Here is a 22,604-nt window from a genome sequence, read left to right as displayed (position 1 = left end):
CCGACCTGGCATGGCGGGCCCTCGACGCGGGCTGGATGATCGACTACCGGGCCGACATGGTGCTGTACCACCCCACGACCGCGCCCTCGCGGCACCGAAGCGCTTGCTGTAGCCGTGCGCCCACTCGAAGTTGTCCAGCAGCGACCACAGGAAGTACCCGCGCACATCGGAGCCGTCGCGCAGGGCGTCGTGCACGGCGGCCAGGTGGTCGCGCACATACGCGATCCGGCCGGGGTCGTTGACGTTGCCCTCGGGGTCGGCGTAGTCGTCGAACGCCGCGCCGTTCTCGGTGATGACCAGCGGCAGCTCGGGGAAGTCGGACGACAGTCGGCGCAGCAACTCGTACAGACCGCTCGGGTCGATGGCCCAGCCCATGGCGGTGGTCTCGCCCGGCGACTGGTGGAAGGCGACCTCGTCGGCGGCCGGCCACGGGCTGAACTCGCTCTTGCCGTGCCCGTCGGAGGTGTGGGTGCCGGTGCCGTCGGCCTGCGACACGAGGGTGGGCGAGTAGTAGTTGACGCCGAGGAAGTCCAGGGGCTGATGAGCCGTCTGCAGGTCGCTGTCGCGCACGAAGGACCAGTCGGTCAGGGAGGCGGTGTCCTTGAACAGGTCCTCCGGGTAGGCGCCGCGCAGCATCGGCCCGGTGAAGACCCGGTTGGCCAGGGCGTCGATGCGGCGCGCGGCGTCGGTGTCGGCCTCGGTCGCGGTGAGCGGGCGTACGTGGTGGATGTTGAGGGTCACCGAGATCTGGGCGTCGGCGCGAAGCCGGTCGCGCAGCGCCTGTACGGCCATGCCGTGGCCGAGGTTGAGGTGGTGGGCGGCGCGCAGCGCGGCGACGGGGTCGGTGCGGCCGGGGGCGTGGACTCCTGAGCCGTAGCCGAGGAAGGCGCTGCACCAGGGCTCGTTCAGGGTGGTCCAGGTGCGTACCCGGTCGCCGAGGGCTTCCGCGGCGAGGGAGGCGTACTCGGCGAATCGCTCGGCGGTGGCGCGTTCGGGCCAGCCGCCGGCGTCCTCCAGCTCCTGGGGCAGGTCCCAGTGGTAGAGGGTGGCGACGGGCTGGATGCCCTTGTCGAGGAGGTCGTCGACGAGACGCCGGTAGAAGTCCAGGCCCTTCTGCACGGCGGGGCCGCGGCCGGTGGGCTGGATGCGGGGCCAGGCGAGGGAGAAGCGGTAGGCGCCGACGCCGAGTTCGGCCATCAGGGCGACGTCCTCGCGCCAGCGGTGGTAGTGGTCGGTGGCGATGTCACCGGTGTCGCCGTTGCGGACCCGGCCCGGGGTGCGGGCGTAGGTGTCCCAGATGGACGGGGTGCGGCCGTCCTCGGCGGCGGCCCCCTCGATCTGGTAGGAGGCGGTCGCGGTGCCCCAGAGGAAGCCCTTCGGGAAGGTGCGGGAGGCGTCCGGGGCGGACGCGGGCTGCTGTCGTGCTGCGGTGACCACGTGGGTCCTTTCGGAAAAGAGGAGGTGAATCGGTGGGAGGAGGGGTGGGGGTCAGCCCTTGACCGCGCCGGCCATGATGCCGCCGACGATCTGCCGGCCGAAGACGATGAACATCGCCAGCAGCGGGAGCGTGCCGAGAAGCGCGCCCGCCATGATCAGGGACTGGTCGCGGACGTAGCCGGCGCTGAGCTGGGTGAGGGCGACGGGGACCGTCGGGTTGCTCATGTCGAGCACCACGAACGGCCAGAAGAAGTCGTTCCAGGCATGCACGAAAGTGATCATGAAGAGGACCGCCATCGCGGGCCGCGCGACCGGCAGCACGATGCTCCAGAAGATCCGCAGCGAGTGCGCGCCGTCCACCCGGCCCGCCTCGACCAGCTCGTCCGGCAGCGCCTCGGTGAGGTACTGGCGCATGAAGAAGACACCGACGGCGCTGACCAGAGTGGGGAAGATGACGGCGGGCAACTGCTGCGACCAGCCCAGCTCGGACATCATCATGAACAGCGGTACGACGCCGAGTTGGGGCGGAATCATCATCGTGCCGATCACCAGCATGAGCAGGACGTTGCGGCCCTTGAAGCGCAGTTTGGCGAAGGCGAAGCCGGCGAGCGTCGCGAACATCACCGTGGACAGGGCGATCACGCCGGCCACGATCGTGCTGTTGATCATGGCCTTGCCCATGGCCGCCTCGTCCCAGGCGCGGGCGAGGTTGCTGAACAGGTTGGGTCCGGGCAGGAACGGCGGCGGTGTCTGGCTGACGCGGGTGTTGTCGGTCGAGGCCGCCACCATCGTCCAGTACAGCGGGAAGATCGACAGGATCGCGACGATCCCGAGCAGGATGTAGGACAGCGGACCGGCGTGGTGCTGGCGGCCGGCGCCCGGCCGGAACACCCGCAGGCTGCGGCGGGCGGCGGGCTTGGTGACGGGGATCCGGGCGGGGGTGTCCGTCCGGACCGGGAGGCTTTCGGTGGTCATGATGACTCCTGGTCAGGACGTACGGGCACGCAGGCGCTTGATGAGGCGCTGCGCCAGGAAGACGACGACGAGCAGCAGGAACATCGCCCAGGCGACGGTCGCCGAGCGGCCCATCTGGTAGTTCTTCCAGCCCTCCTCGTACAGCAGCAGACCCAGCGTCTGGTACTGGTTGTCGGCTCCGCCGGTGACGCCGTTGGGGCCCTGGCCGAAGATCAGCGGTTCGCCGAAGAGCTGGGTGGCGCCGATGGTGGAGAGCACGATGGTGAAGACGATGGTGGAGCGGATCCCGGGCACGGTGACATGCGTGAACTGCTTCCAGCGGGAGGCGCCGTCGAGCGCGGCGGCCTCGTACCGGTCCGCGGGGATGGCCTGCATCGCGGCGAGGTAGAGCAGCGCGTTGTAGCCGGTCCAACGCCAGATGACGATGGTGGAAATGGCGACCTGGGCGGGCCACTTGTCGGCCTCCCAGTCCACCGGGTCCAGGCCGACCGTGCCGAGCGCCCAGTTGATCATGCCGAAGTCGCGCTCGAAGAGCATGGTGAACACGAGGGCGGCGGCGCCGACCGAGGTGGCGTAGGGCACGAGCGAGGCGACCCGGAAGAACAGCGAGCCGCGCATCCGGTAGTTGAGCAGGTGTGCCAGGCCGAGCGCCATCAGCAGCTGGGGCACCGTGGAGATGACGCCGATGGTGATGGTGTTGGCCAGCGCGTTCCAGAACCGGTCGTCGTTCCACAGCTCGACATAGTTGTCGAAGGCCACCCACTCCATGACGTCCAGGGTGGCGAGCTCCACCCGGTGCAGGGAGATCCAGGAGGTGTAGACGAGGGGGTAGAAGCTGAACGCGGCGAACACGACGAAGAACGGGGCGACGAAGGCGTAGGGCGCGCCCTTGACGTCGAGGCGGTGCAGCAGAGCGCCGCGGCGCCGGCCGGCGCCTTCGCCGCCGGAGCGCGGGGAGGGACCCCGACGGCCCTCGCCGACCTGGGCCTTGGTGGTGGAGGTGGCCACCGGACTTCCTTCCGTAAGAGCGGATGAGTGGGCCGGGCCCGGGCCCGCCCGCCGTCGAGGACGGGCGGGCCCGGGCGGCCGGAGCGGTCGACGGGTCAGCCGACCGCCTTCTCGATGCGCTCCGCGGTGGTCTCCCACGCCTCGTCGCGTGCGGTGCCCTGCTGCTCGATGAGGGTCAGGCCCTGGGAGAAGGTGTCCTTGATCGTGCCGTCCTTGCGGCCGAGGACCTGCTTGTCCGGGATCTCCTGCGCGGCCGCGCCGAAGATCTCACCGATCGGGGCGTTGTTGAAGTACTCCGAGGTGATGCCCTTGACGTCCGGGCTCTCCAGCGCCTTCTGCGAGGACGGGACGCTGCCCTGCTTCTCGAAGATGTGCGCCTGCTGTTCCGGCGCGGTCAGCCAGGCGGCGAGCTTCTTCGCCTCCTCCTTCACCGGGCTCTGCTCGATCACGCCGAGGAAGGAGCCGCCCCAGTTGGCGCCCTTGGGGGCCTTGGCGACGTCCCACTTGCCCTTGTTCGCCTCACCGGCCTTCTCACCGATGTGGCCGAGCATCCAGGCCGGACAGACGGCCGTGGCGAACGTGCCGTTGGCCAGGCCGGGGTCCCAACCGGGCTGGAACTGGCGCAGCTTGGCGGTCAGCCCGTCCTCGGCGGCGTCCGCGGCGAGGTTCCAGGCCTCCTTGACGGCCGGGTTCTTGTCGTAGATCAGCTCGCCCTGGGCGTCGTAGTACTGCTCCGGGTAGCCGTAGACCATGGCGTTGAACAGGCCGCTGGCGGCGTCCATGAACGCCACGTCACCGCCCTTGAAGTCCTTCTTGAAGGTGCGGCCGACCTCGACGTACTTGTTCCAGTCGCCCTCCCACAGCTTGGCGACCTCGTCGCGGTCGGTGGGCAGGCCGGCCTTCTCGAAGTAGTCCTTGCGGTAGCAGACCGCCATCGGGCCGATGTCGGTGCCGACGCCCAGGACCTTGCCGTCCTCGGTGGTGATCTGGGACTGCTTCCACGGCAGGAAGTGGTCGGTGCCCGCCACGTCGGAGAAGTCCGCGAACTTGTCGGCCTGGGTGTCGACGATCTCCTTGGCCCGGCCGATCTCGATGCCCTGGATGTCCTTCAGGCCCTTGCCGGCCGCGAGGTGGGTCTGCAGCGCGGTGTAGTACGTCTGCTCGTCACCGGCTATCTCGGCCTTGATCTCGACGCCCGGGTTCTCCTTCTCGTACTGCTCCAGCAGGCCCGTCTCCTTGAAGCCCATCACCCCGTACAGGCCGACGGTGATGACGACCTTGCCGTCCTTCTTGCCGCCGCCGGTGACGGAGTCGTCGCTGCCGCCGCAGCCGACGAGCAGCGCCAGCGCGCCGGTGGCCGCGACGGCCGCGAGCGCTCTGGTCCGTGATGACCTTCGAACAGTTGCCATGTTTCTTCCTCCAAGCGACGGCGCTGACGCACCGGAGCAGCGGGTTCCGCGATTTACAAAGTGGGGCGTTTTGTCGGTGGGCACGTTCCCATCGATGGGTGGGAACGTGCCCACCGGTGGATGGAAGACTCGTGGCAGGGATCGTCTATGTCAATAACTTGAAAACAATTCGTGACCGCAGCCCTGGTTCGGTGTTCGGTTCGTGACTTCGGTCGGGGTGCTGTCCCCCGTCCCGCGTCTGCCACAATTGCCGCTGGTCACGTCCGCGGCCGGTGCCGCCGCGGCTGCTGCCGGGAGGAGCACATGACAGGGAACCGCCGTCCCACGATCAAGACAGTCGCCGCCCGGGCCGGGGTGGGTCGGACCACGGTGTCCCGCGTCATCAACGGCTCGGAACTCGTCAGCGCCGACGCGCGCGCCCGGGTCCTGGCCGCGATCAAGGAGCTGGACTACGTCCCCAACTCGGTCGCCCGCGGACTGGTCACCAACCGCACCAACGCGGTGGCCCTGGTCATCCCCGAGTCGGAGAGCCGGCTCGGCTCGGAGCCCTACTTCGCCGCCCTGATCCGCGGCGTGAGCGGCGCGCTCTCCGAGACCCGCACCCAGCTGCAGCTGATGCTCGTCCGCGACCAGTCCGAGCGCGACCAGCTGGCCGCGTCGGTGGCGACCCGCCGGGTCGACGGCGTCCTGCTGGTCTCCGTCCACGCCGACGACCAACTGCCCGGCATGCTCGAGGAGATGGGCCTGCCCACGGTGCTGGCGGGCCGCCGCGACGAGAACGAGCCGCTGAGCTACGTCACCGCCGACAACGCGGGGGGCGCCGCCGCGGCCGTACGGCATCTGCTGGGCAGCGGCCGCCGCCGCATCGCCACCATCACCGGTGCCCTCGACATGGATGTCGGCCGCAGCCGCCTCGAGGGCTGGCGCGCCGCCCACGAGGAGGCAGGTATCCCGGCCGACGAACTCCTCGTCGAAGTAGGCGACTTCACCGAAGAGGGTGGTCGCCGGGCGATGCGTTCGCTTCTTGAACGTGCGCCCGATCTGGACGCCGTTTTCGCCGCGTCCGACCTGATGGCCGTCAGCGCCCTGAGCGAACTGCGCCGCCAGGGACGGCAGGTACCGGGCGACGTCGCCGTCGTCGGCTTCGAGGACTCCGTCCTCGCCCGCCACACCAACCCGCCGCTGACCACGATCCGGCAACCGGTCGAAGAACTGGGGCGGACGATGGCGGCGATTCTGCTCGACGAGATCAGCGAGGTCGCCTCCGTCGAGCGGCAGTTGACGCTGCCGACGGAGCTGGTGGTGCGGGAGTCGTCCTAAGGCGCGCTGTGCGGGCCGTTCGGCGAAGCGGGACACACATGCTGCGGCTTCGACGTCTGCCACGGTTTGGTCGGACGGTCCGCACGAGGATGCCGGTGCCTTCGAGCTCGGCGGCCTTGCCCATGGGTGCCGACATGTCGAGGTGCGGGACGGGGGCCGCGGGGACATACGTCTTGCGGCGCCGAACCCGGAGCGGCCTTTGACGGCGGTGCCGCCCGAAGCGCCGCCGGCGAAGCCTGTTCCAGCGTGGGCGCGAGAGCGGCCAGGAGGTCCACGGCCTTGCGTATGTACCGGTGGACCGTCGCGATCCCGACACGTAAACCTGCTGCGAGGCGGGCGTAGGCGTCGCCGCATCGCAGGTGGGCGAGGACGAGCACGGCCTGCGGTCCACGGGCAGGCGACGCCGGCGGGAGCCGATCCGTCGACGGTGGCCTGTGAGGAGAGGGGAGTGCTGCAGAGAGCGGCTGGACAGGTCGATACCGGACGGGTGGACAAGCACGCGGAAGCTCCTGATACAGGCTGGTGATCTTGGTTGAAAGCCCCATAACCGGGGCTTCATCCTGTTGTCAGCCCGACGGAGTACTGCTGATGCAGGTTGAGAAGGCTCAATGTCAGTGCCGTGCTGTTCACTTGGCCGCGTGGACTCCTCAGCTCTGCGCGCCCGTCTGAACGACATCTGGCGCGCGCCCGAATTGCACTGCCCGCTGCCCACTCATGGGGCAGGTCATGTCTGTGTGCCCAGTGACGCGGAGGATCTGGCCGAGCTGGAGCGCGTCGCTGCGGACGTGGTTGCCGGGGCAGGTCTGCCGGTACGTGCCTGGGTCGTCGGGGGCAGGGCGGCAGGGGTGCCCGACGGTCCGCCGGTGGGCGGGGAGAGTGGGCTCCCCATCGGCGGGGAGGGCGGGCTGCTGGAGCTGCGCGGGTGGGTGCTGGCCGAGCACTGGTTCGGATACGGCGTGACGGCCACCGCCGATGGCCCGCGCCGCGTCGTGATCCTCGCCCGGCGCGCGTTCACCCGCCCGCCCGGGGTCGGGTGGGTGGCGTTGCTGCGGGAGGCCACCGGGTGGACGGAGCCCGATCGGTGCGGCGTCGACTGGGCCGCGACGGAGGCAGCGCTGGGCACCGCGCTGCCCCGTGACTACAAGGACATCGTCGACGCCTTCGGCGCGGGCAGTTTCGACGAGTACCTGGACCTGCTGGTGCCGGGTGCGCTGGGCACGGATCTGGTCTTCTGGGGCCAGGACATGGCGCGGTACGCCGACCTGTACCGGCCGTACCCGGTCCACCCCGCGCCCGGCGGCGTGCTCATATGGGGGACCTCCGAGCAGGAGTTGACCTTCCACTGGCTGACCGGACCGGCCGATCCCGACGACTGGCCGGTTCTGGTGCAGTACCTGGACGGTGAGTGGCAGCGCTTCGACTGCAGCACCGGCGAGTTCGTGCTGCGCCTCCTCACCGACCGCACCCCGCCGTTTGCCTTCCCGCCCTCCGCCGGACCGTTCCCCCACTGGTTCGCCTCATGGGAGCTGCCAGAGGGCTAAGCCCCTGCTGAGCCGGCTGTCAGTGCCGCTGACTCCGCTCGGCGAAGCGTCTGGGCCGCCGGGACAGACTGCGGGGTGTAAGGCTCGGTGAGTGGTCCATGGTGCGCTGGGTTGGCGTGGGGTTCCCGCCGGGCGGGCGTCTGAGGGGTGTCGTCCCCCGGGCCACCGCCTGCCAGGTAGGCGCGGACGGCGAGCATCGGGATGTCCTGGCATTCGCAGACTCGGATGATCCGGTGAGTTCTGCCGCGTTGCCGGGCGTTCATCACCCAGGGCGCTGTCCCATGCCGCTCCCGGACGGCGCTGCTGACCATTCTCCGGCCACCGCGGCCCGCCCGTCGCAGTGCGTTCCGATGCTCGCCGTCTTCGGCGCGGGTTGCTGACTGCGGCGGCAGGACGGCGCTGGGCGTCGCGGGCGGCGGCACGCACCGCGGTGACGGCCGCTCCGAGGTGATGCCATCGGCTCGGAAGTGGCGCAATTGAGTGTTGCCGCTTCGTTTCACGACACTCACCCTGAATTTGGGAGCGCTCCCACTCGCTTCATCCGAACGCCGTGACCCGGCATCCCCCCACGGGAAAGAAGGAGACCGTGAGTTGTCATGATCACATCAGTAAGGTGCGGCGCCGTTCGACGCTCGTTCTGAGCCTCCTCGCGGCGCTGCTCCTCGGCCTGCTCCCCTGGAGCGGCACCGCCGTCGCCCACGGCTCGGTCGTCGACCCCGCCTCCCGCAACTACGGCTGCTGGCTCAGGTGGGGCAGCAACCACCTGGATCCGGCCATGGCCCAGCAAGATCCCATGTGCTGGCAGGCGTGGCAGGCCGATCCCAACGCCATGTGGAACTGGAACGGTCTGTACCGCAATGGCTCGGCCGGGAACTTCCAGGCAGCAGTCCCCGACGGCCAACTGTGCAGCGGCGGCCGCACCGAAGGCGGGCGCTACAACTCCCTGGACACCGTGGGCTCCTGGAAGACCACGGATGTCAGCAGCAACTTCACCGTCAAGCTGTACGACCAGGCCAGCCACGGCGCGGACTACTTCCTGGTCTACGTCACCCGGCAGGGCTTCGACCCCGCCACCCAGCCGCTGCGCTGGAGCGACCTCCAGCTGGTGACCCGCACCGGCAGGTACGCGCCCAGCCAGAACTACTCGATCCCGGTCAGCACGTCCGGCTACAGCGGTCGCCACATCGTCTACACGATCTGGCAGGCCTCGCACATGGACCAGACGTACTTCCTGTGCAGCGACGTGAACTTCCGCTGACCTCGCGGCCCATGGCCTGTCCCGCCGGACGAGCTCGCGTCCGGCGGGACAGCGTGCCCTGCCCCCCACGGTGCCCTGACACACCCGCGTCGCCCGGATATCAGGGCAGTCTGACGGGCCCTTCAGGGGTGGCGTTCGCCGCGAAGCCGCGTCCGTCGGGATGAGCCACCGGGCCGCGTCCCTCCGTATGCGAACACCGCCGCCCACGAGCGTTCTTGATACCTGGAGCCGACATGCCAAGACACCGCTGGACCGGGCCGCTTCTGCTCGCCCTGCTGTTGACCTCCCTCACCCCGCTGTCCGCCACCGCCTCGTCCCCGCCCGCGTCGGCGGACACCGTGCGCACCCGCACGGCCGCCGCCCCCTCGGCCGTCCCCCTGCCATCGCTGCGGGCGACCACCACCCAGGTCGCCTTCGGCCTGAGACGGCCCACCGCCCTTGTCGCCCCCGACGACGGCACGGACCGCCTGTTCATCACCGAGAAGTCGGGCACCGTGCGCGTCTACCACCCGGACACCGGCCTGGCCCGCGACCCGCTCATCGACATCACGTCCGCCGTGGACGAATCGGGCAACGAGCGCGGACTGCTCGGCATAGCCGTCCCGCCCGACTTCGCCGCCAGCCACCACCTGTACCTCGTGTACACGGCACTGCCCGACGGCGCGGTCACGCTCGCCCGTTACCGGCTCGACGACACCCGCCTGGAGCCCCTGCTCTCCCAGCCCCACGCCGAGTTCAGCAACCACAACGGCGGCCAGCTCGCGTTTGGCCCCGACGGCAACCTGTACTGGAGCATCGGTGACGGAGGCGGCTCCGCCGACCCGTTGCGCGCCGGGCAGCGCCTGGACACCTTGCTGGGCAAGATCATGCGCATCGACGTCAGCCGCAGTTGCGACCGACTCGCCTACTGCATTCCCGAGGACAACCCCTTCGTGGACACCCCCGGCGCCCGTGCCGAGATCTGGCTGTACGGGCTGCGCAACCCGTGGAGGTTCTCCTTCGACGGCGCCGACGGCTCGATGTGGATCGGCGACGTCGGCCAGGGCCGATGGGAAGAGGTCAACCACCTCCCGTCCGGACAGGGAGGGCTGAACCTCGGCTGGTCCTGCTACGAGGGTCTGGAGAGGTTCCAAGGCGGCCACTGCGTACCCGGCGAACAGCACACCGAGCCAGTGTTCACCTACTCCCCGTACACCGGCGGATGCTCGATCATCGGCGGTCACGTCTACCGGGGCCAGAAGTACGCCGGACTCGTCGGCGGCACGTACATCGCCACCGACTACTGCTCCTCCACGGTCTGGGCGCTGCGCCCGGACGGTGAAGGCGGCTACGAGCAGGCGGAGATCGGGGAGATGCCCACCCAGGTGACGTCGATCGGCGTGACCGTCGACGGAGAGTTCTACGTCGTCAACGACCTGCCTGGCGGCCTGCACCGCGTGTCCTTCGCCCGGGAGGAACCCACCTGCCGCGTGGATCGCACCGTGCGGACCTGGGGGACCGGCACCACAGTCGACCTGACGGTCACCAACACCGGCAACACCCCAGTGAACGGATGGACGTTGAAGTTCCCGTTGGCACTCGGGCAGACCATCACCTCCGACTGGAACACCGACCTGACGCAGGGGAGCAACACGGTCACGGCCACCAACGCCTCGCACAACGCCACGATCGCTCCCGGCGCGCACATCACCCTTGGCTACCTCGCCGGGCACACCGGTGACTCCTCGCCGCCGCCGCGGTTCACGCTCAACGGGGACGCCTGCGCCATCGGCCGCTGAACAGTCCCGAGCCGGGCCCGCCTCGCCGTCAACGGCGGGCCCGCCCGCCCCCTTTACCCCTTCTTCCGTCAACTCAGCAGATCGCCTGGTCCGGAAGGTCGACATGATCTGGTCCGCACTCCGGCGCCGGAGGAGAACCATGCCCGTGACCCGCACCCCCCGGCTCCGGCCTGCCGCTCTCCTGTCCTGCTCTGTCGCCCTGCTGGCGCTCACGGCTTGCGGCAGCGAAGACGAGCGGCCGCCGGCGGCCCCGACCGGTGTCACCGCGCAGTCCAGCAGTGCGACCACCGTCCACGTCATGTGGAAGCCGGTGAAGACCGCCACGGACGGCGAGGATGTGGAGGCGTACGAGGTCCTGCAGTCCGGGAAGAAGGTCAAGGAGGTCGACGCGGACCGCACCATGGTCGACATCGTCGGCCTGAAACCGTCCGCCGACTACGTGTTCACCGTCCGCACCCGAGACACCGCAGGCCACTACTCCACCCCGAGCCGCGAAGTCCCCGTCACCACCCTGCCCGCACCCGCCAAGGACGACGAACCACCGACCCGTCCCGGCCCGCTGCGCGGGAAGGCCAACGGATCGCGAGCCGCCGACCTGAACTGGGCTGCCTCGACGGACGACCAGCGAGTCATCTCGTACGACATCTACCAGGGCGACGCGAAGATTCACACGGTTGACGGTGCGCAGACGAGGACCGTTCTCACCGGTCTCCGCCCGGGCACGGAGTACGTCTTCACGGTGCGTGCGAGGGACGCGGCGGACAACCTCTCCCCGGCCAGTGCACCTCTGCGACTGACCACCGCCCGGGGTGAGGGCGGCGGAAATGAAGCGCCCGAAGACTTCCGGGTGTCGGTGCGCACGGACACGAAAGACAAGGCGTACTACCTGGACCTGTCGTGGACGCCGCCCGGGACGGAAGGACTCGCTGCCGAATACCAGGTCTACCTCGACGAGGTGTTCGTGACGACCCTGGCCGGGGACCACGAAGCACCCGGGGAACGAGCGAGGCACACCGTCTACCTCGGTACGGAAGAAGGCAAGACGTATGCCGTGCGGATCAGACCGCGCCTGCCGGACGGCTCCTGGGGAGCGTTCTCGACACAGCGGACTGTCACGACGGGCAACTGACGTCCCGACGGCGTGGTCAGCGGCCGGTGCCTGCAGCCGCCGGGCGAGGGGCTGCTGCCGCAGACCCAGCCAAGGCCGGCGTGGCGTACGCGGGGCTGTCTCCTCCTGCCGCAATCGGAGGGCTCCGGTGAGCCCGCGCCGCTGCCCCCGCCTCGGTACGAGTACCCGCCCGTGGGATGCGTCTCATCACCGCTCGAGAAGAAGTGCCAGCTGCCGTGACACGCCCGGACCGCGTTCGGGTTCCACCATGTCCGCTCGCAGGAAGGGTGGTTGAACCTGTCGCGACCGGGCGTGCACACGATCTGCGGGACGATTGGGCAGGCTCACAGGACGTGGTTGATCCAGCGCCGGAGCGCGGCGTGCGTGGTGTCGTCCAGTTGGCACAAGGCCTCGATCGCGTCCAGGTCGCCCGGCAGCGGCGCGATGCCCGCGGTGGTGAGAGCGGCGTGGAGTTCCAGACGGCGACGGTCAGACGCTTCGAGAGTCATGGACAGGCGGCTCGCCGGGTCCGGGGCGGGCAGCACGTAGTCGCCGTCCTCCATCAGGTCGCAGGCGGCCAGCATCTGCTGCGGCTGGTCTCCCAAGCGCGCGGCGGGGAACCGGTAGGGGTCGAGATCCTGCAGTGCGGCGGTGCCCGTGGTGAAAGCCTGCATTCCGGTCATGAGGACCTCCTCAGTCGGCGTCTCGTTGGAGGGGAGGACGGACCGGCAGTGCGGGCAGTTGCGGTACACGGGGCGGTCCACCCGAATGTCCCCTACCGCATCTCGTCACAAGACCGATGAACCAACAGGTGTACGCGGTCACCTCGTCGTACTGCTCGGCACAGGCGTGCCCGGGTGTGCAACGATCCGCAGTCCCGAGGCCACTCGCGTGGATCATGTGCCGTACCTGGACCTTTCGTTGGTGGTGCGGGCAGCCAGTCACCCGTCGGTGGCTGGCGGGATGCGCAGGGCTGCTCATCAGCCCGGGGAGTGATGCGCCGGAAGCTACTTGCGGGTAGGCTCCTGATTCGTTGTCAGGGACCAGCACTGGCCTGGGAGCAGGGGGACGCATGGCCGACGACATGCTGACGGATTTCGTCCGGAAGCCGTTCACGCACGCGGGCCAGTCCCATGACGTGCTGCGCTCGGGCACCGGCCCGGCCGTGATCGTCATGGCCGAGATTCCCGGCATCACCCCGAAGGTCGCCCAGTTCGCACGGCGGGTCCGTGACATCGGATGCACCGTGGTCCTGCCGGACCTCTTCGGCGTCGCCGGTCGTGATCCCGATCCCAAGGCCCATGGGTGGACCGGGGTTGCGATGACAGGACTGCGCGCTGTCGCCCATATCTGCGTGAGCCGGGAGTTCACCACGCTCGCATCGGGCCGCACCTCACCCGTGGTCACGTGGCTGCGGGCACTTGCGGCCCACGAGCACGAGCGGTGCGGCGGCCCGGGCGTCGGCGCACTGGGCATGTGCTTCACCGGTGGCTACGCCCTCGCCATGGCCACCGACGAACGACTCCTCGCGCCGGTGCTCTGCCAGCCTTCTCTCCCGCTGGCCGTCACTGCGCGAAAGCGCCGGTCCCTCGATATCTCCCCGAGCGACCTGCGCACGGTCCAGCAGCGTTGTGCGGCGGGACTGACGGTGCTCGGCCTGCGCTTTCGGGGCGACCGGGTCGCGCCCGCCGAGCGCTTCGCCCTGCTGAGGGAACGCCTCGGTGCCGCATTCATCGGCATCGAGCTGGACGACGAAGCGGCGCATCCCGACGGGCTGCTTCCCCCGCACTCGGTGCTCACGGAGCACCTGATCGACGAACCAGGCCAGCCAACCCGTCAGGCGCTCGACCAGGTCCTCGACCACTTCCGCGCCCGGCTGCTTTCATTGCCGGATCCGACGTGAGGACTGCGCGGCAGCGCTTGACCCGGGAGGCAGGGCGGGCTGCCACGGCCTCCACGTAAAGGCACCCGGCGTGCGGTGCCTGGTGTGCCACAACGTGCTCTGAGCGTAGCGACGGGTGAGTGCGACGTGGCCGCTCCCCCGCCGCTCGCATGCGGGTGGGGGTCAGCGCGACGGTCGTACGGCGCGATAGTGCTCGGCCAGGCGGGCCAGGGCGACGGCGCCGAGCAGGAGGCCGAAGTCGCGCAGGGCGATGTCGTAGTAATCGGGAATGGTCAACAGGTTGACGATGATGCCGGCGAGCCAGCCCGCAACCAGCCATCCCCCGAACCTAGGGGCCAGGGCCACGGTGATTCCGGCGACGATCTCGATGACGCCGACGGCATACATGGCGTCCTGGGCGCTGCCCGGAACCACGTCGTTGATCCACGGCGCCAGGTAGGCGGGCCAGTCAACGAGCAGATTCGCGAACTTGTCCAGGCCGAACAGGATCGGAGCCACGGTGAACCCTGTCCGCAGGATCCAGAACGCCTGGTAGGCCGGGTCCGTGGTGAGGCCGCGCCGGGGTGTAGCGGCCGGCGCGGGAGCGGTGGATGACATGGCGCCCTCCTCCTCTATAAACCACTTCCACTATCGATAGAAGCGCGCCGGCTCTCTTTAGTCAAGGGTTGTTGGTTTTACACTGGGTGCGTGGACCACTCCCATCAAGCGGCCAACGCCGATGTCTCCGCCGTCGCCGCTCTGGACGAGCCGACGCGCCGAAGGCTGTACGAGCACGTGGTGCGCCAGTCCGAGCCCGTCGGCCGGGACGACGCGGCCCGGGCCCTCGGGCTGGCGCGGCAGACGGCTGCCTTCCATCTGGACCGGCTGGCCGAGCAAGGTCTGCTGGAGACGGTGTACGAGCGGCGCAGTGGACGCAGCGGCCCCGGCGCGGGTCGTCCCGCCAAGCTCTACCGGCGCTCGGCTCGCCAGGTCAGCGTCACCCTGCCCGAGCGGCGCTACGAATTGGCGGGCCGACTGCTGGCGCAGGCGGTGGAGGAGTCCGACGCGACAGGCGAACCTGCCCGCACTGTCCTGCACCGCAGGGCGGAGGAGCTGGGCGAGCAGTTGGGCGCGCAGCAAGCCGCCGACGTGACGGACCTGCTGGAGCGGCAGGGATTCGAGCCGCGCCGCGACGGAGCAGCGATCGTGCTGGGCAACTGCCCTTTCCACGCGCTGGCGCGCGAGCGCACAGAGACAGTGTGCGGAATGAACCTGCACCTGCTGCGCGGCGTGCTCAAGGCGTTGAACGGCAGTGACCTTGAGGCGCGCCTGGCCCCCGCCCCGGGACAGTGCTGCGTCCGCCTGGAGCCGACTGCCCGCTGACCACGAGGGTTCACGGAAGGGGCACGGCGTTGCGGCTGTCCAGCGCACCCCCGCCACCGCCGTCCGACCGCCAACTCGCCGTGCACGGTACCCTCAGCCCCGCCTGCGACCGCTTCGACAAGGCCGCACGCATCCGCGTCCGATGCCATGGTGGCCGCGGGCCTGACACTGAGACCGACACGCGCTGGCCCCGGCACCACCGCCCTGGCCGATGGGGCGGGCGAAGGGTTGTTCCGGCCGCAAACGCAGGACGTGCTCTGCCGTCTCGGCGGCAGCCTCAGCGGGGGCAGGCCAAGTGAGTGCGGTGCGCGTCCACTTCGGCCGCCTGCGGGTCGCCACCGCTGTCCGGCATCGGCCCCGGCCACTCCGACGCTCTTCGCGTCCGCAGCCACTTGGCTCACTGGCAGGGGGGAGGCGGGGCGCTTGCCCCCTGCCGGGCTGCTGGCGGACATGGTGCGCGCAGTGGGTGAGAAGGACCACCCGCACCTCGTCACTACCCGGCAATACCTCGCCTGCTCGCACAGGGAGGCGGGAAGCGGCGGTGCAAAAGCGAAGGCGTCCCGCTCGCCATCGTGGGAGGGCGAGCGGGACGGTGCGGGTGCACCGGGACGGCCAGCGCACGCGAGGGCGGGGGTGTTCGGTCTGCCGCCGCCCGGTCAGGTGACCGTGACGATCGGCATCATCCGGGGTCACCACAGCATGAGCGCGGCCTTTCCGGGCCCCCAGGCCGAGTAGAGCCGGGTGCGGAGCACATAGCGACGCCCTTCGAACAACCTCACCTTCAAACGGGCGTTGCTGTCCAGGCCGCTGTCGTCCTCTCCGGTGGAGTAGCGCAGTTCGCCGTCGACCTCCTCGAACAGGACCATCACGACGTCGCTGTCGCCGAGCGTGCCGATCTCGTACATCCGCGTCTCCGACGGGACGATGGCGAAATCCGCCTGCTCACCGGCAGCGAGATCCAGCTCCACCGACTGGAACGGGTGGAGGTCGGCCGGCTTGTCCTCCACGGGCGGGTACCACCGGCTGACGTGCTCCCTGTCCCGATCGGAGATGACCAGGGGATCCGGTATGCCGTCCCGGTGGTACTGCTCAGGCCGGAGGATCAGGCCGGGGGCGAAGGGGTACTGCATGATGGATTTCGGGTCCCACTCGGATCCTTCGACCTCGTTGATGGAGAGCTTGCGCAGAATGTTGTGGAAGGTCTGCTCCCGTGGCCAGTTGTTCGGAGGGGCAGCGAGGTCGGCGTAGACCCTCTCCTCGTCCCACTCGATACCGGCGAACGGGTTCTGGTGTTCGTGGGCGAAACCGAGCGCGTGGCCGATCTCGTGGCGAGCGGTGGCCTTGCCGTGCGGACTGGTCAAATCCCAGCCGAAGTTCATCGTGCGCTCGCGCGTGCTGATGCCCAGCGCGTCCCGGCCCACGTAGGACCAGGAGCCGTCGCCCTGACGGAAGCCGATGCGGATCTCGGATTCCGAGGGCCGGCCCACTTCGCGGAACTCCAGCCCGATGCCGATGTCCTTCCAGTCCTGGAAGGCCTGGCGGACCTCGTCGAGCTGCTCGGGAGGTGCGCCATCGGCCTCGTCGAGGAAGCAGTAGCGCAGGACCGTGCCGTTCACCCACTTGGTCCGGCTCACGACGATGGCACTGAGCCGGTCCGGGCTGAGGTCCGGGCGCAGAACCGGTTCGGTCACCGGAGGTTGTGCGCAGTAAAAGGGGGTCTGTGCCGCTTCCTGACTCGTGGGTGTCTCGTTGACGGTGACTGCCATGACTGTTCCCTTCTGCGGGTGGGTCACGTCGTTTTCGGTTCCGTCGCGGCTGTTGACGTGTGCGTATCGAAGCCGTGCGGGCGGCACGCTGGACGGCGCGGGACACGCCGGGGCGCGGGGTCAGATCCGCAGGCGCACCTGGGCCGGCTGGTCGCTGTGTGCGGCGACCGGTGTCTCGGCGACCCTGCCGTCCGGTGTCATGCATGCCAGGGTGTAGTCACCCTCGTCGGGGACGGAGAGGGTGAAGCTCCCATCGGCTGCGGACAGCGCGGCGACGTCGGGATACGGGCCGGTCCCGGCGGTGAAGTACACGGTGGCGTCCGGAACGGGCCTGCCGTGCAGGTCCTCCACGACTCCGGTGATCAGGCACGGGGCGTCATGGTGCGGCACCGCCGTCTTCACCGCCTTCCGGGGTGGGCCGACGTGGGGGCAAGCGTCAGGCTTTCCAGGCCACCAGGTTGTCGTAGACGGGCCGGGTGATCCGGGTCCCGGAGTTGACCGTTGCTCCTCCGTAGGCGTGGACCGCGATGCCGTACCGGTTGCCGTCGGCGATGCGGCACACGGCGCTGCCGCTCTGGCCGCCGGCGGTGTCTATGTCGTAGTACACCTTCAGCGCATCCACGGAGCTGATGGCGCGGGCGTCGTACCACTGCGTGCCGGGGGGCTTGTCGCCGGGGTATCCGGAGATGTTGCCGGTGGTCTTGAGCAGATCGGCGTCCGCCCAGGCACCGAAGCCGAACCAACCGGTGGTCGAGCCCAGATCGCTGGGGATGATGATCGCGCCGTAGTCGTAGTTCTCGTCGCCGGAGTTGGTCCAGCCCTTGACGGAGCGGAAGGTCGTACTCGTGACGGACCCGTACGGCGTGACCGTACCGTCGCGGCCGGGCATGACCTGGATGCTCTTGACCCATCCGTCGCGTCCGGCCACACCGCTGTTCTTGATGTGGACGACATGGCCTGCAGTCACCAGCGTGTGAGGCCCGATGAACCACCCGGTGCCGATCCACCGGGAGTTGTCCGCCGCTGTGATGAGCAGTGATGAGTGAACCCGCCAGGGGTAAGCCGCCGTGTTCGTGATCTGGACGCGGTCATCCACTCCGTGAACGGTCTCGGCGACCGGAGGCAAAGGGCCGAAGGAAGCCTCGCCGATGTCGCGCAGGTCCGCGGTGGGCGCCGTCCAGATGTCAGCGGCCAGTCGTCCGTATTCCGGCTGCTGGTAGCCCTCGACGTGCTCCAGGCCGTCGGCACCTGGCTGCACCACTTCTCCTGCCACACCCTCCGACGGGCAGGTGACCGGGGCCTGCTCCGCGGCGAGAGCGGCCTGCTCCTCCGGCTGGTTGGACACAGCCATGTGCTGATCCCGTGTCATGTCCTTGGACCTTCCGATCGATCACCAACACCGCAACCCACTGACGGAGCTGGATCATGAGCATGTGCCGACCGCAGAGACGATCACGTCTGACGATGACGGTCGGAGGAAGGCGGCTCGTAGCCTGAGCCTCATGCGGCCAGGCCTAGCGCTGCCGAACGGGCTGCGGCCGTGCGTTCCGACGGGTGTTGCGCGATCGGGAAATCCCATGAACGGCACCTCGAACGCGCCGCAAACCTCTATGCCTGCAACTATCACGCTACGGCCATTCGGGTCATCCTGCATCAGGATGAACGCCGGCTCCGACCACCCGGAAACCTCCGCATTCGATCTTGCTGACGTGTGGTGGCGGGGGGCGCACGAGCGCACCGACCAGGCGGGCACCGATCTCAGAACCCGATCCAGTCGTCGAGCAGGGCTGCTTCCTCGTCGGTGATCTCGGCGCAGCAGGCGTCCTGGGTGGCCGTTGCGGTGGAGTGACTCCAGGGGGAGAACGTGTAGTGCCGGGCGTCAAGAATTCAGCCCCGCTTCTTGTAAGTGGCCATGAAGGCGCTGCCGTTGTCCCTCCATCGACACCTCGTCTTCGGTGTCGCTCTTCGCTCAGCCGCTGGCCGGCAGGTTCGCGAAGAGGCCGCGTAGTTGGGGGTAGCCGAATTCAGTCACGACCATGCCGACGGCCCGGCGTCCCAGGAACACGACCCGAACACCCCCCTGGTCTGAGGGGTGCGACCTGTCAAGGCGTGAAGCCTGAACACAGCGCAACCGGCAGGTAGAAGAGAATATTTGGTCAGCCATGTGCAGCAGGACGCCACGGGTGACGAGCGCCCTCCCGGCGGTTGCCTCACCGGGCGCTGGACTGCCGGCGGGTCCTAGTCGTCGATGTACCGGAACTCCGGGCCGTAGGTCTTGCCGTTGCCGCCCGGGACTTCGCGGAGCATCAGGGCCCGAGCCGGTCCCTTGAGGTCGCGCATCTTGTCGACGGCTTCGTCGAGAAGGTTGGTCGCCGTGGCCGGGTCGTTCGCCTGCCAGGCGTCCTCCAGCAGGTCCAGCATCCGGCTGTACGCCTGGTTGCCCCGGTCCAGTAGGTCCTGTGTGTCGGCGTCGGGGGTGGGCTGCCCCGGCGCTCCCCAGCCGCCGCTGGGCACCGTGCCCATGGGGCGGGTACCGGGCATCGCGATGACGTCCCCGGCGAACTCCCACTTGTCCGGGTTCTCGGCGACCTTGATCAGCTTGCGGCCGTGGAAGAGCTCCCGGAAGACGTAGAAGTGGGCGAGTTCGTCGGTCACTCCGGGGTGCGGGTTCTGCGGCGAGCCGGAGGTGCCCTCGCCCTGCTCCTTGATCACCTCGATGGCCGCCTCGACGTCGGCGAGCGAGTGGAGTGCCACGAGGCTGTTTCCCGCCCCGTGGTGCCGCATGTCCCGTTCGAGCTGGTGAGCTCCGGTGATCAGCTCCGCGTGGTTCTGGAAGGCCTCCAGGATCGCGGTGTAGAAGGCACCTATGGAGGTGTGCGACTGGGCTTCCGTGACCGGACCATCGGGCTCCTCGATCTGCGCGAACAGATCCAGCGACTCCTTCGACAGCCCGCTCAGGAACACGGTCAGCGACGGACGTACGCCGCCGGGCAGCGGACCGGGGTACTTCGGCACCGTGTGCACGTCGCCGAGGCGGGGGACTGCGCCGATGGTGGTGAGCATGTTCCCGGCGAGGCCGAGGTGGGACATCTCGTCGAAGACGATCCGCTTGAACGCCTTCACCACGTCCCCGCTCTGGGGCTCGATGGACCACATCGCGGACAAGTACGGGGGAAGGGTGGCGAGTTCCAACATCATCGCCTGCTGAAGCGACTCCTTCAGCCAGTCGGCGTCGCGGCGCTCGACGGGCTCGTCCATCAGTTCGACGATCCGATTGCTCCGGTATTCGAGAAGCGACGTCATGGATAGCTCCTTATGTGCCGCTTTTGCGCACTTCTGTCCATGAAAAAGGTAGGTCGGTGCCGTCAGCGCCTTGTCATTGCGCCGTTATCGGCGGGCTGCCCGAGCCATCCGGGTGAGCTGAGCGGACGGCTCCTGGCCCAGCTCGTCCCGGAGCAGCAGCCGATACGCGGGTGGTGTCGTACGGTCTCGATCACGCTGCCCTCGAGCAGGTGCGCCGCCACGATCGCCCGGCGCGCGCTCTCCCGCGAACGCGCGTGCTCTCCCGAGCGGCACCCGTACACGCGCAAGCGCCGCCTCCAGGACCAGAGCCCGGTTGCCCTGCCGGGTCAGCCCGACCGCCAGGGCGTCCAGCGCGTGCAGCCGCAACCGCTCGCGCTCCCGGAGCGCCCTCTCCAGGCCGCGTGACCGAATCTGTCACCTGAACCTGCACCAGACCCGTTCGCCTCGATGACGGCCGGCTTGTGGGTGGGCAGATGCCGCTCGGTGCGGCTCCTCTACTTGCCGGGGCGGCGCGTGGGCCGGCGATCCGAGGGCCTGCCGGGCTGTTACTCACTTTTGGGTGACGGGCCAGAGCTGAGGGTCGGCGGGCCGTGGTGGCCCATGGGGTCAGGCCCAGTTCTCGCAAGGGCGGATCTTCCACCGGAAGGCCCATCTTCGCCTATACCGCACATAAATGGACATTGCAGTTGAGAGTCACAGGAATGTGGGCAACAGGTAACACCGTCGGTTTTGCCCCTCGGCTTTCGTCCCTGGGGGCCAAGGTCTGTGGTGCGCGGCCGGTTCGGTCGTCGTCACACACCGCACCAATGCCGGGAGCCTGGCCCGTAGAGGGGCCGGCCGCCTTCCGGGTGGGTGCCCGCACCATGTAGGTGGGTCCATGACTGTTTCCTCTTCCACCACTTCGCGTCGTCTGCTCGGCGCCGTGCTCGCAGCCGGGGCTGTCGTGGGGGCGGTGACGCTTCCGGCTTCCGCAGCCGGTCACGACCGCGGCTGGCGCGGTCCGAGGGTGGAGATCTCGGCTGTGCAGTACGACTCTCCGGGACGCGACGACCGGTCGAACCGGTCGCTGAACAAGGAGTGGGTGGAGCTGACCAACACTGCCCGTCGCGCTGTGAACCTCGACGGGTGGACCCTCACGGACCAGGAGGGACGCACCTACACCTTCGACGACTACCGCTTGGCGGGCCGTGCCACGGTCCGCGTCCACACCGGCGTGGGACGCGACACCCGCACGGACCTGTACCAGGACCGTCGTGACTACGTGTGGGACAACCGCTTTGGCACGGCCACCCTGCGCAACGACCGGGGCCGCTTCATCGACGACGAGTCCTGGGGTAACGACCGTCACCACCACGGCGACCGCGGGCACCACGGCGACCGTCACCACCATGGTGACCGCGGGCACCACGGCGACCGTCACCACCACGGCGACCGCGGGCACCACGGCGACCGGGGACACCACGGCGACCGTCACTGAACACCCACAGTTCGCGCAGGTGACAGCTGAACACCTCACCCGCGCGTGACGAGCGGCGTGCCCGGCCATCTTGGTGGCCGGGCACGCCGCTGCTTCGTCCGACCGGCAGGTTGGGCACTGCGCCGCTGGCCGAGGACATGCCGGCACTGTCACAGGACGTCCGGCTGCCTGGCCTTGGCCGCCGATGGTAGATCGGCGTCTCGGGATCGTTGAAGAGCGGACTGCCGGGGAAGTTGACCTGGTCGAGGTGGAACAACACCACCGGAACGCCAGCCGCGTAGGCTCCGGGCAGGGCTTGCCGGGACGTGTTATCCCACCGGGAAGGGGCAGGCCTGCTGGATTGGTCTCCTCGCTCTGATTCCTATGACTAGGACTGATCCGGCGCAGCGAGGAGTTCGTCAAGGGCGGTGAAGCCGTCCGGCGGTGCTCCGGCGTGCTTACGGAGCTTCCGTTCCGAACACCGAGCGGTTCATGAGGGTGCGGCTCATCGGGCTGCATTTCTGGGCTGTGCTTCGTCGCCCTGTGTGCGCAGTTGCTCGTTGATGCGCTGGGCTTCCTCGAGCTGGTCCTCAAGAACGATGATGCGGCACGCGGCTTCGATGGGGGTGCCCTGGTCAACGAGTTCGCGGGCGCGGGCGGCGATGCGCAGTTGGTAGCGGGAGTAGCGGCGGTGGCCGCCTTCGGAGCGAAGGGGGGCGATCAGGCGGTGGTCGCCGAGGGCCCGGAGGAAGGCTGGGGTGGCGCCGATCAGCTCGGCGGCCCGGCCCATGGTGTAGGCGGGATAGTCGTCGTCGTCGAGGTTGTCAACGGGACGGGACGCGGCAGGGGGCATATACCTCTTCTTTCGGGGACGCGCGTCGGGGGGCCCGGGGAGCAGCCCCGGTACGAGGCGGTCGCCCGCTGGGCGTTCGGGGCGGCCGGTTAGGCTCGGACCCGTGGACCCGAAAACCCGGAACCGG

At 69.1% G+C, this 22,604-nt stretch carries 19 protein-coding genes and 1 pseudogene; 8 read left to right on the top strand and 12 right to left on the bottom strand.

The window, feature by feature from the left end; genetic code table 11:
* The 4 genes from ACWDRW_RS38780 to ACWDRW_RS38765 form a co-directional block, all read right to left on the bottom strand.
* On the bottom strand, positions 1–1,437 hold a 1,437-nt coding region (locus tag ACWDRW_RS38780), incomplete at its 3' end, for a GH1 family beta-glucosidase (RefSeq protein ID WP_451732829.1).
* A 51-nt stretch (positions 1,438–1,488) separates the two neighbouring features.
* Positions 1,489–2,412: a carbohydrate ABC transporter permease gene (locus tag ACWDRW_RS38775; RefSeq protein ID WP_451732826.1), complete on the bottom strand. Its 924-nt coding sequence runs from the start codon at positions 2,410–2,412 to the stop codon at positions 1,489–1,491.
* A gap of 12 nt (positions 2,413–2,424) precedes the next feature.
* Positions 2,425–3,420: a carbohydrate ABC transporter permease gene (locus ACWDRW_RS38770; protein ID WP_451732824.1), complete on the bottom strand. Its 996-nt coding sequence runs from the start codon at positions 3,418–3,420 to the stop codon at positions 2,425–2,427.
* A gap of 95 nt (positions 3,421–3,515) precedes the next feature.
* The gene (locus ACWDRW_RS38765; RefSeq protein ID WP_451732821.1) at positions 3,516–4,829 is read right to left on the bottom strand and encodes an ABC transporter substrate-binding protein; all 1,314 of its coding nucleotides are present in this window, start codon (positions 4,827–4,829) and stop codon (positions 3,516–3,518) included.
* 303 nt (positions 4,830–5,132) lie between these two features.
* On the opposite strand from ACWDRW_RS38765, the gene ACWDRW_RS38760 reads away from it, so the two are divergent.
* On the top strand, positions 5,133–6,149 hold the full coding sequence (locus tag ACWDRW_RS38760; RefSeq protein WP_451732818.1) for a LacI family DNA-binding transcriptional regulator: 1,017 nt from the start codon (positions 5,133–5,135) through the stop codon (positions 6,147–6,149).
* 209 nt (positions 6,150–6,358) lie between these two features.
* On the opposite strand, the pseudogene ACWDRW_RS38755 reads toward ACWDRW_RS38760, so the two are convergent.
* A pseudogene (locus tag ACWDRW_RS38755) lies at positions 6,359–6,648 on the bottom strand (helix-turn-helix domain-containing protein); the annotation flags it as partial.
* A gap of 139 nt (positions 6,649–6,787) precedes the next feature.
* Here ACWDRW_RS38755 and ACWDRW_RS38750 point away from each other — a divergent pair.
* From ACWDRW_RS38750 to ACWDRW_RS38735, 4 genes are all read left to right on the top strand, one after another.
* Positions 6,788–7,690: a hypothetical protein gene (locus tag ACWDRW_RS38750; RefSeq protein WP_451732816.1), complete on the top strand. Its 903-nt coding sequence runs from the start codon at positions 6,788–6,790 to the stop codon at positions 7,688–7,690.
* Positions 7,691–8,276: 586 nt separating this feature from the next.
* Positions 8,277–8,948: a lytic polysaccharide monooxygenase auxiliary activity family 9 protein gene (locus tag ACWDRW_RS38745; protein WP_451732813.1), complete on the top strand. Its 672-nt coding sequence runs from the start codon at positions 8,277–8,279 to the stop codon at positions 8,946–8,948.
* A gap of 233 nt (positions 8,949–9,181) precedes the next feature.
* Positions 9,182–10,726 (top strand): PQQ-dependent sugar dehydrogenase, encoded by a 1,545-nt coding sequence (locus ACWDRW_RS38740; RefSeq protein WP_451732810.1) that lies wholly within the window; start codon positions 9,182–9,184, stop codon positions 10,724–10,726.
* A gap of 139 nt (positions 10,727–10,865) precedes the next feature.
* The gene (locus tag ACWDRW_RS38735) at positions 10,866–11,855 is read left to right on the top strand and encodes a fibronectin type III domain-containing protein (RefSeq protein WP_451732808.1); all 990 of its coding nucleotides are present in this window, start codon (positions 10,866–10,868) and stop codon (positions 11,853–11,855) included.
* Between the two features lie 323 nt (positions 11,856–12,178).
* Here the strand turns inward: ACWDRW_RS38735 and ACWDRW_RS38730 are convergent, their stop codons facing one another.
* Positions 12,179–12,517, bottom strand: a complete 339-nt coding sequence (locus tag ACWDRW_RS38730) for a hypothetical protein (protein ID WP_451732805.1) — start codon at positions 12,515–12,517, stop codon at positions 12,179–12,181.
* A 389-nt stretch (positions 12,518–12,906) separates the two neighbouring features.
* Between ACWDRW_RS38730 and ACWDRW_RS38725 the strand changes: the two genes are divergently transcribed.
* Complete coding sequence (locus tag ACWDRW_RS38725) at positions 12,907–13,737, top strand: dienelactone hydrolase family protein (RefSeq protein ID WP_451732803.1); 831 nt, start codon at positions 12,907–12,909, stop codon at positions 13,735–13,737.
* A gap of 162 nt (positions 13,738–13,899) precedes the next feature.
* Here the strand turns inward: ACWDRW_RS38725 and ACWDRW_RS38720 are convergent, their stop codons facing one another.
* Positions 13,900–14,334 carry a hypothetical protein gene (locus tag ACWDRW_RS38720; protein ID WP_451732800.1) on the bottom strand — a complete coding sequence of 145 codons (435 nt, stop codon included), beginning with the start codon at positions 14,332–14,334 and terminating at the stop codon, positions 13,900–13,902.
* A gap of 90 nt (positions 14,335–14,424) precedes the next feature.
* On the opposite strand from ACWDRW_RS38720, the gene ACWDRW_RS38715 reads away from it, so the two are divergent.
* Positions 14,425–15,099, top strand: a complete 675-nt coding sequence (locus tag ACWDRW_RS38715; protein ID WP_451732797.1) for a helix-turn-helix transcriptional regulator — start codon at positions 14,425–14,427, stop codon at positions 15,097–15,099.
* A 689-nt stretch (positions 15,100–15,788) separates the two neighbouring features.
* Here ACWDRW_RS38715 and ACWDRW_RS38710 read toward each other — a convergent pair.
* The 4 genes from ACWDRW_RS38710 to ACWDRW_RS38695 all read right to left on the bottom strand — a co-directional run bounded on the left by ACWDRW_RS38710 (position 15,789) and on the right by ACWDRW_RS38695 (position 20,168).
* Positions 15,789–16,865, bottom strand: coding sequence for a M12 family metallopeptidase (locus tag ACWDRW_RS38710; RefSeq protein ID WP_451732794.1), 1,077 nt, complete (start codon positions 16,863–16,865; stop codon positions 15,789–15,791).
* Between the two features lie 120 nt (positions 16,866–16,985).
* Entirely contained in the window at positions 16,986–17,255 is a 270-nt protein-coding gene (locus ACWDRW_RS38705) for a carboxypeptidase-like regulatory domain-containing protein (protein WP_451732791.1), read from the bottom strand.
* Between the two features lie 46 nt (positions 17,256–17,301).
* The gene (locus ACWDRW_RS38700) at positions 17,302–18,216 is read right to left on the bottom strand and encodes a trypsin-like serine peptidase (protein WP_451732788.1); all 915 of its coding nucleotides are present in this window, start codon (positions 18,214–18,216) and stop codon (positions 17,302–17,304) included.
* Positions 18,217–19,103: 887 nt separating this feature from the next.
* The gene (locus tag ACWDRW_RS38695) at positions 19,104–20,168 is read right to left on the bottom strand and encodes a ferritin-like domain-containing protein (protein WP_451732785.1); all 1,065 of its coding nucleotides are present in this window, start codon (positions 20,166–20,168) and stop codon (positions 19,104–19,106) included.
* Between the two features lie 877 nt (positions 20,169–21,045).
* On the opposite strand from ACWDRW_RS38695, the gene ACWDRW_RS38690 reads away from it, so the two are divergent.
* Complete coding sequence (locus tag ACWDRW_RS38690; RefSeq protein WP_451732782.1) at positions 21,046–21,645, top strand: lamin tail domain-containing protein; 600 nt, start codon at positions 21,046–21,048, stop codon at positions 21,643–21,645.
* A gap of 484 nt (positions 21,646–22,129) precedes the next feature.
* Here ACWDRW_RS38690 and ACWDRW_RS38685 read toward each other — a convergent pair whose 3' ends face one another.
* Positions 22,130–22,477, bottom strand: coding sequence for a MerR family transcriptional regulator (locus ACWDRW_RS38685; RefSeq protein WP_451732779.1), 348 nt, complete (start codon positions 22,475–22,477; stop codon positions 22,130–22,132).
* Positions 22,478–22,604: the final 127 nt, after the last annotated feature.

The organism is Streptomyces sp. NPDC003635, from assembly GCF_053587635.1.
Note: the sequence above shows the minus strand (reverse complement) of the source record. Positions and strands in the feature narration are given on the sequence as shown.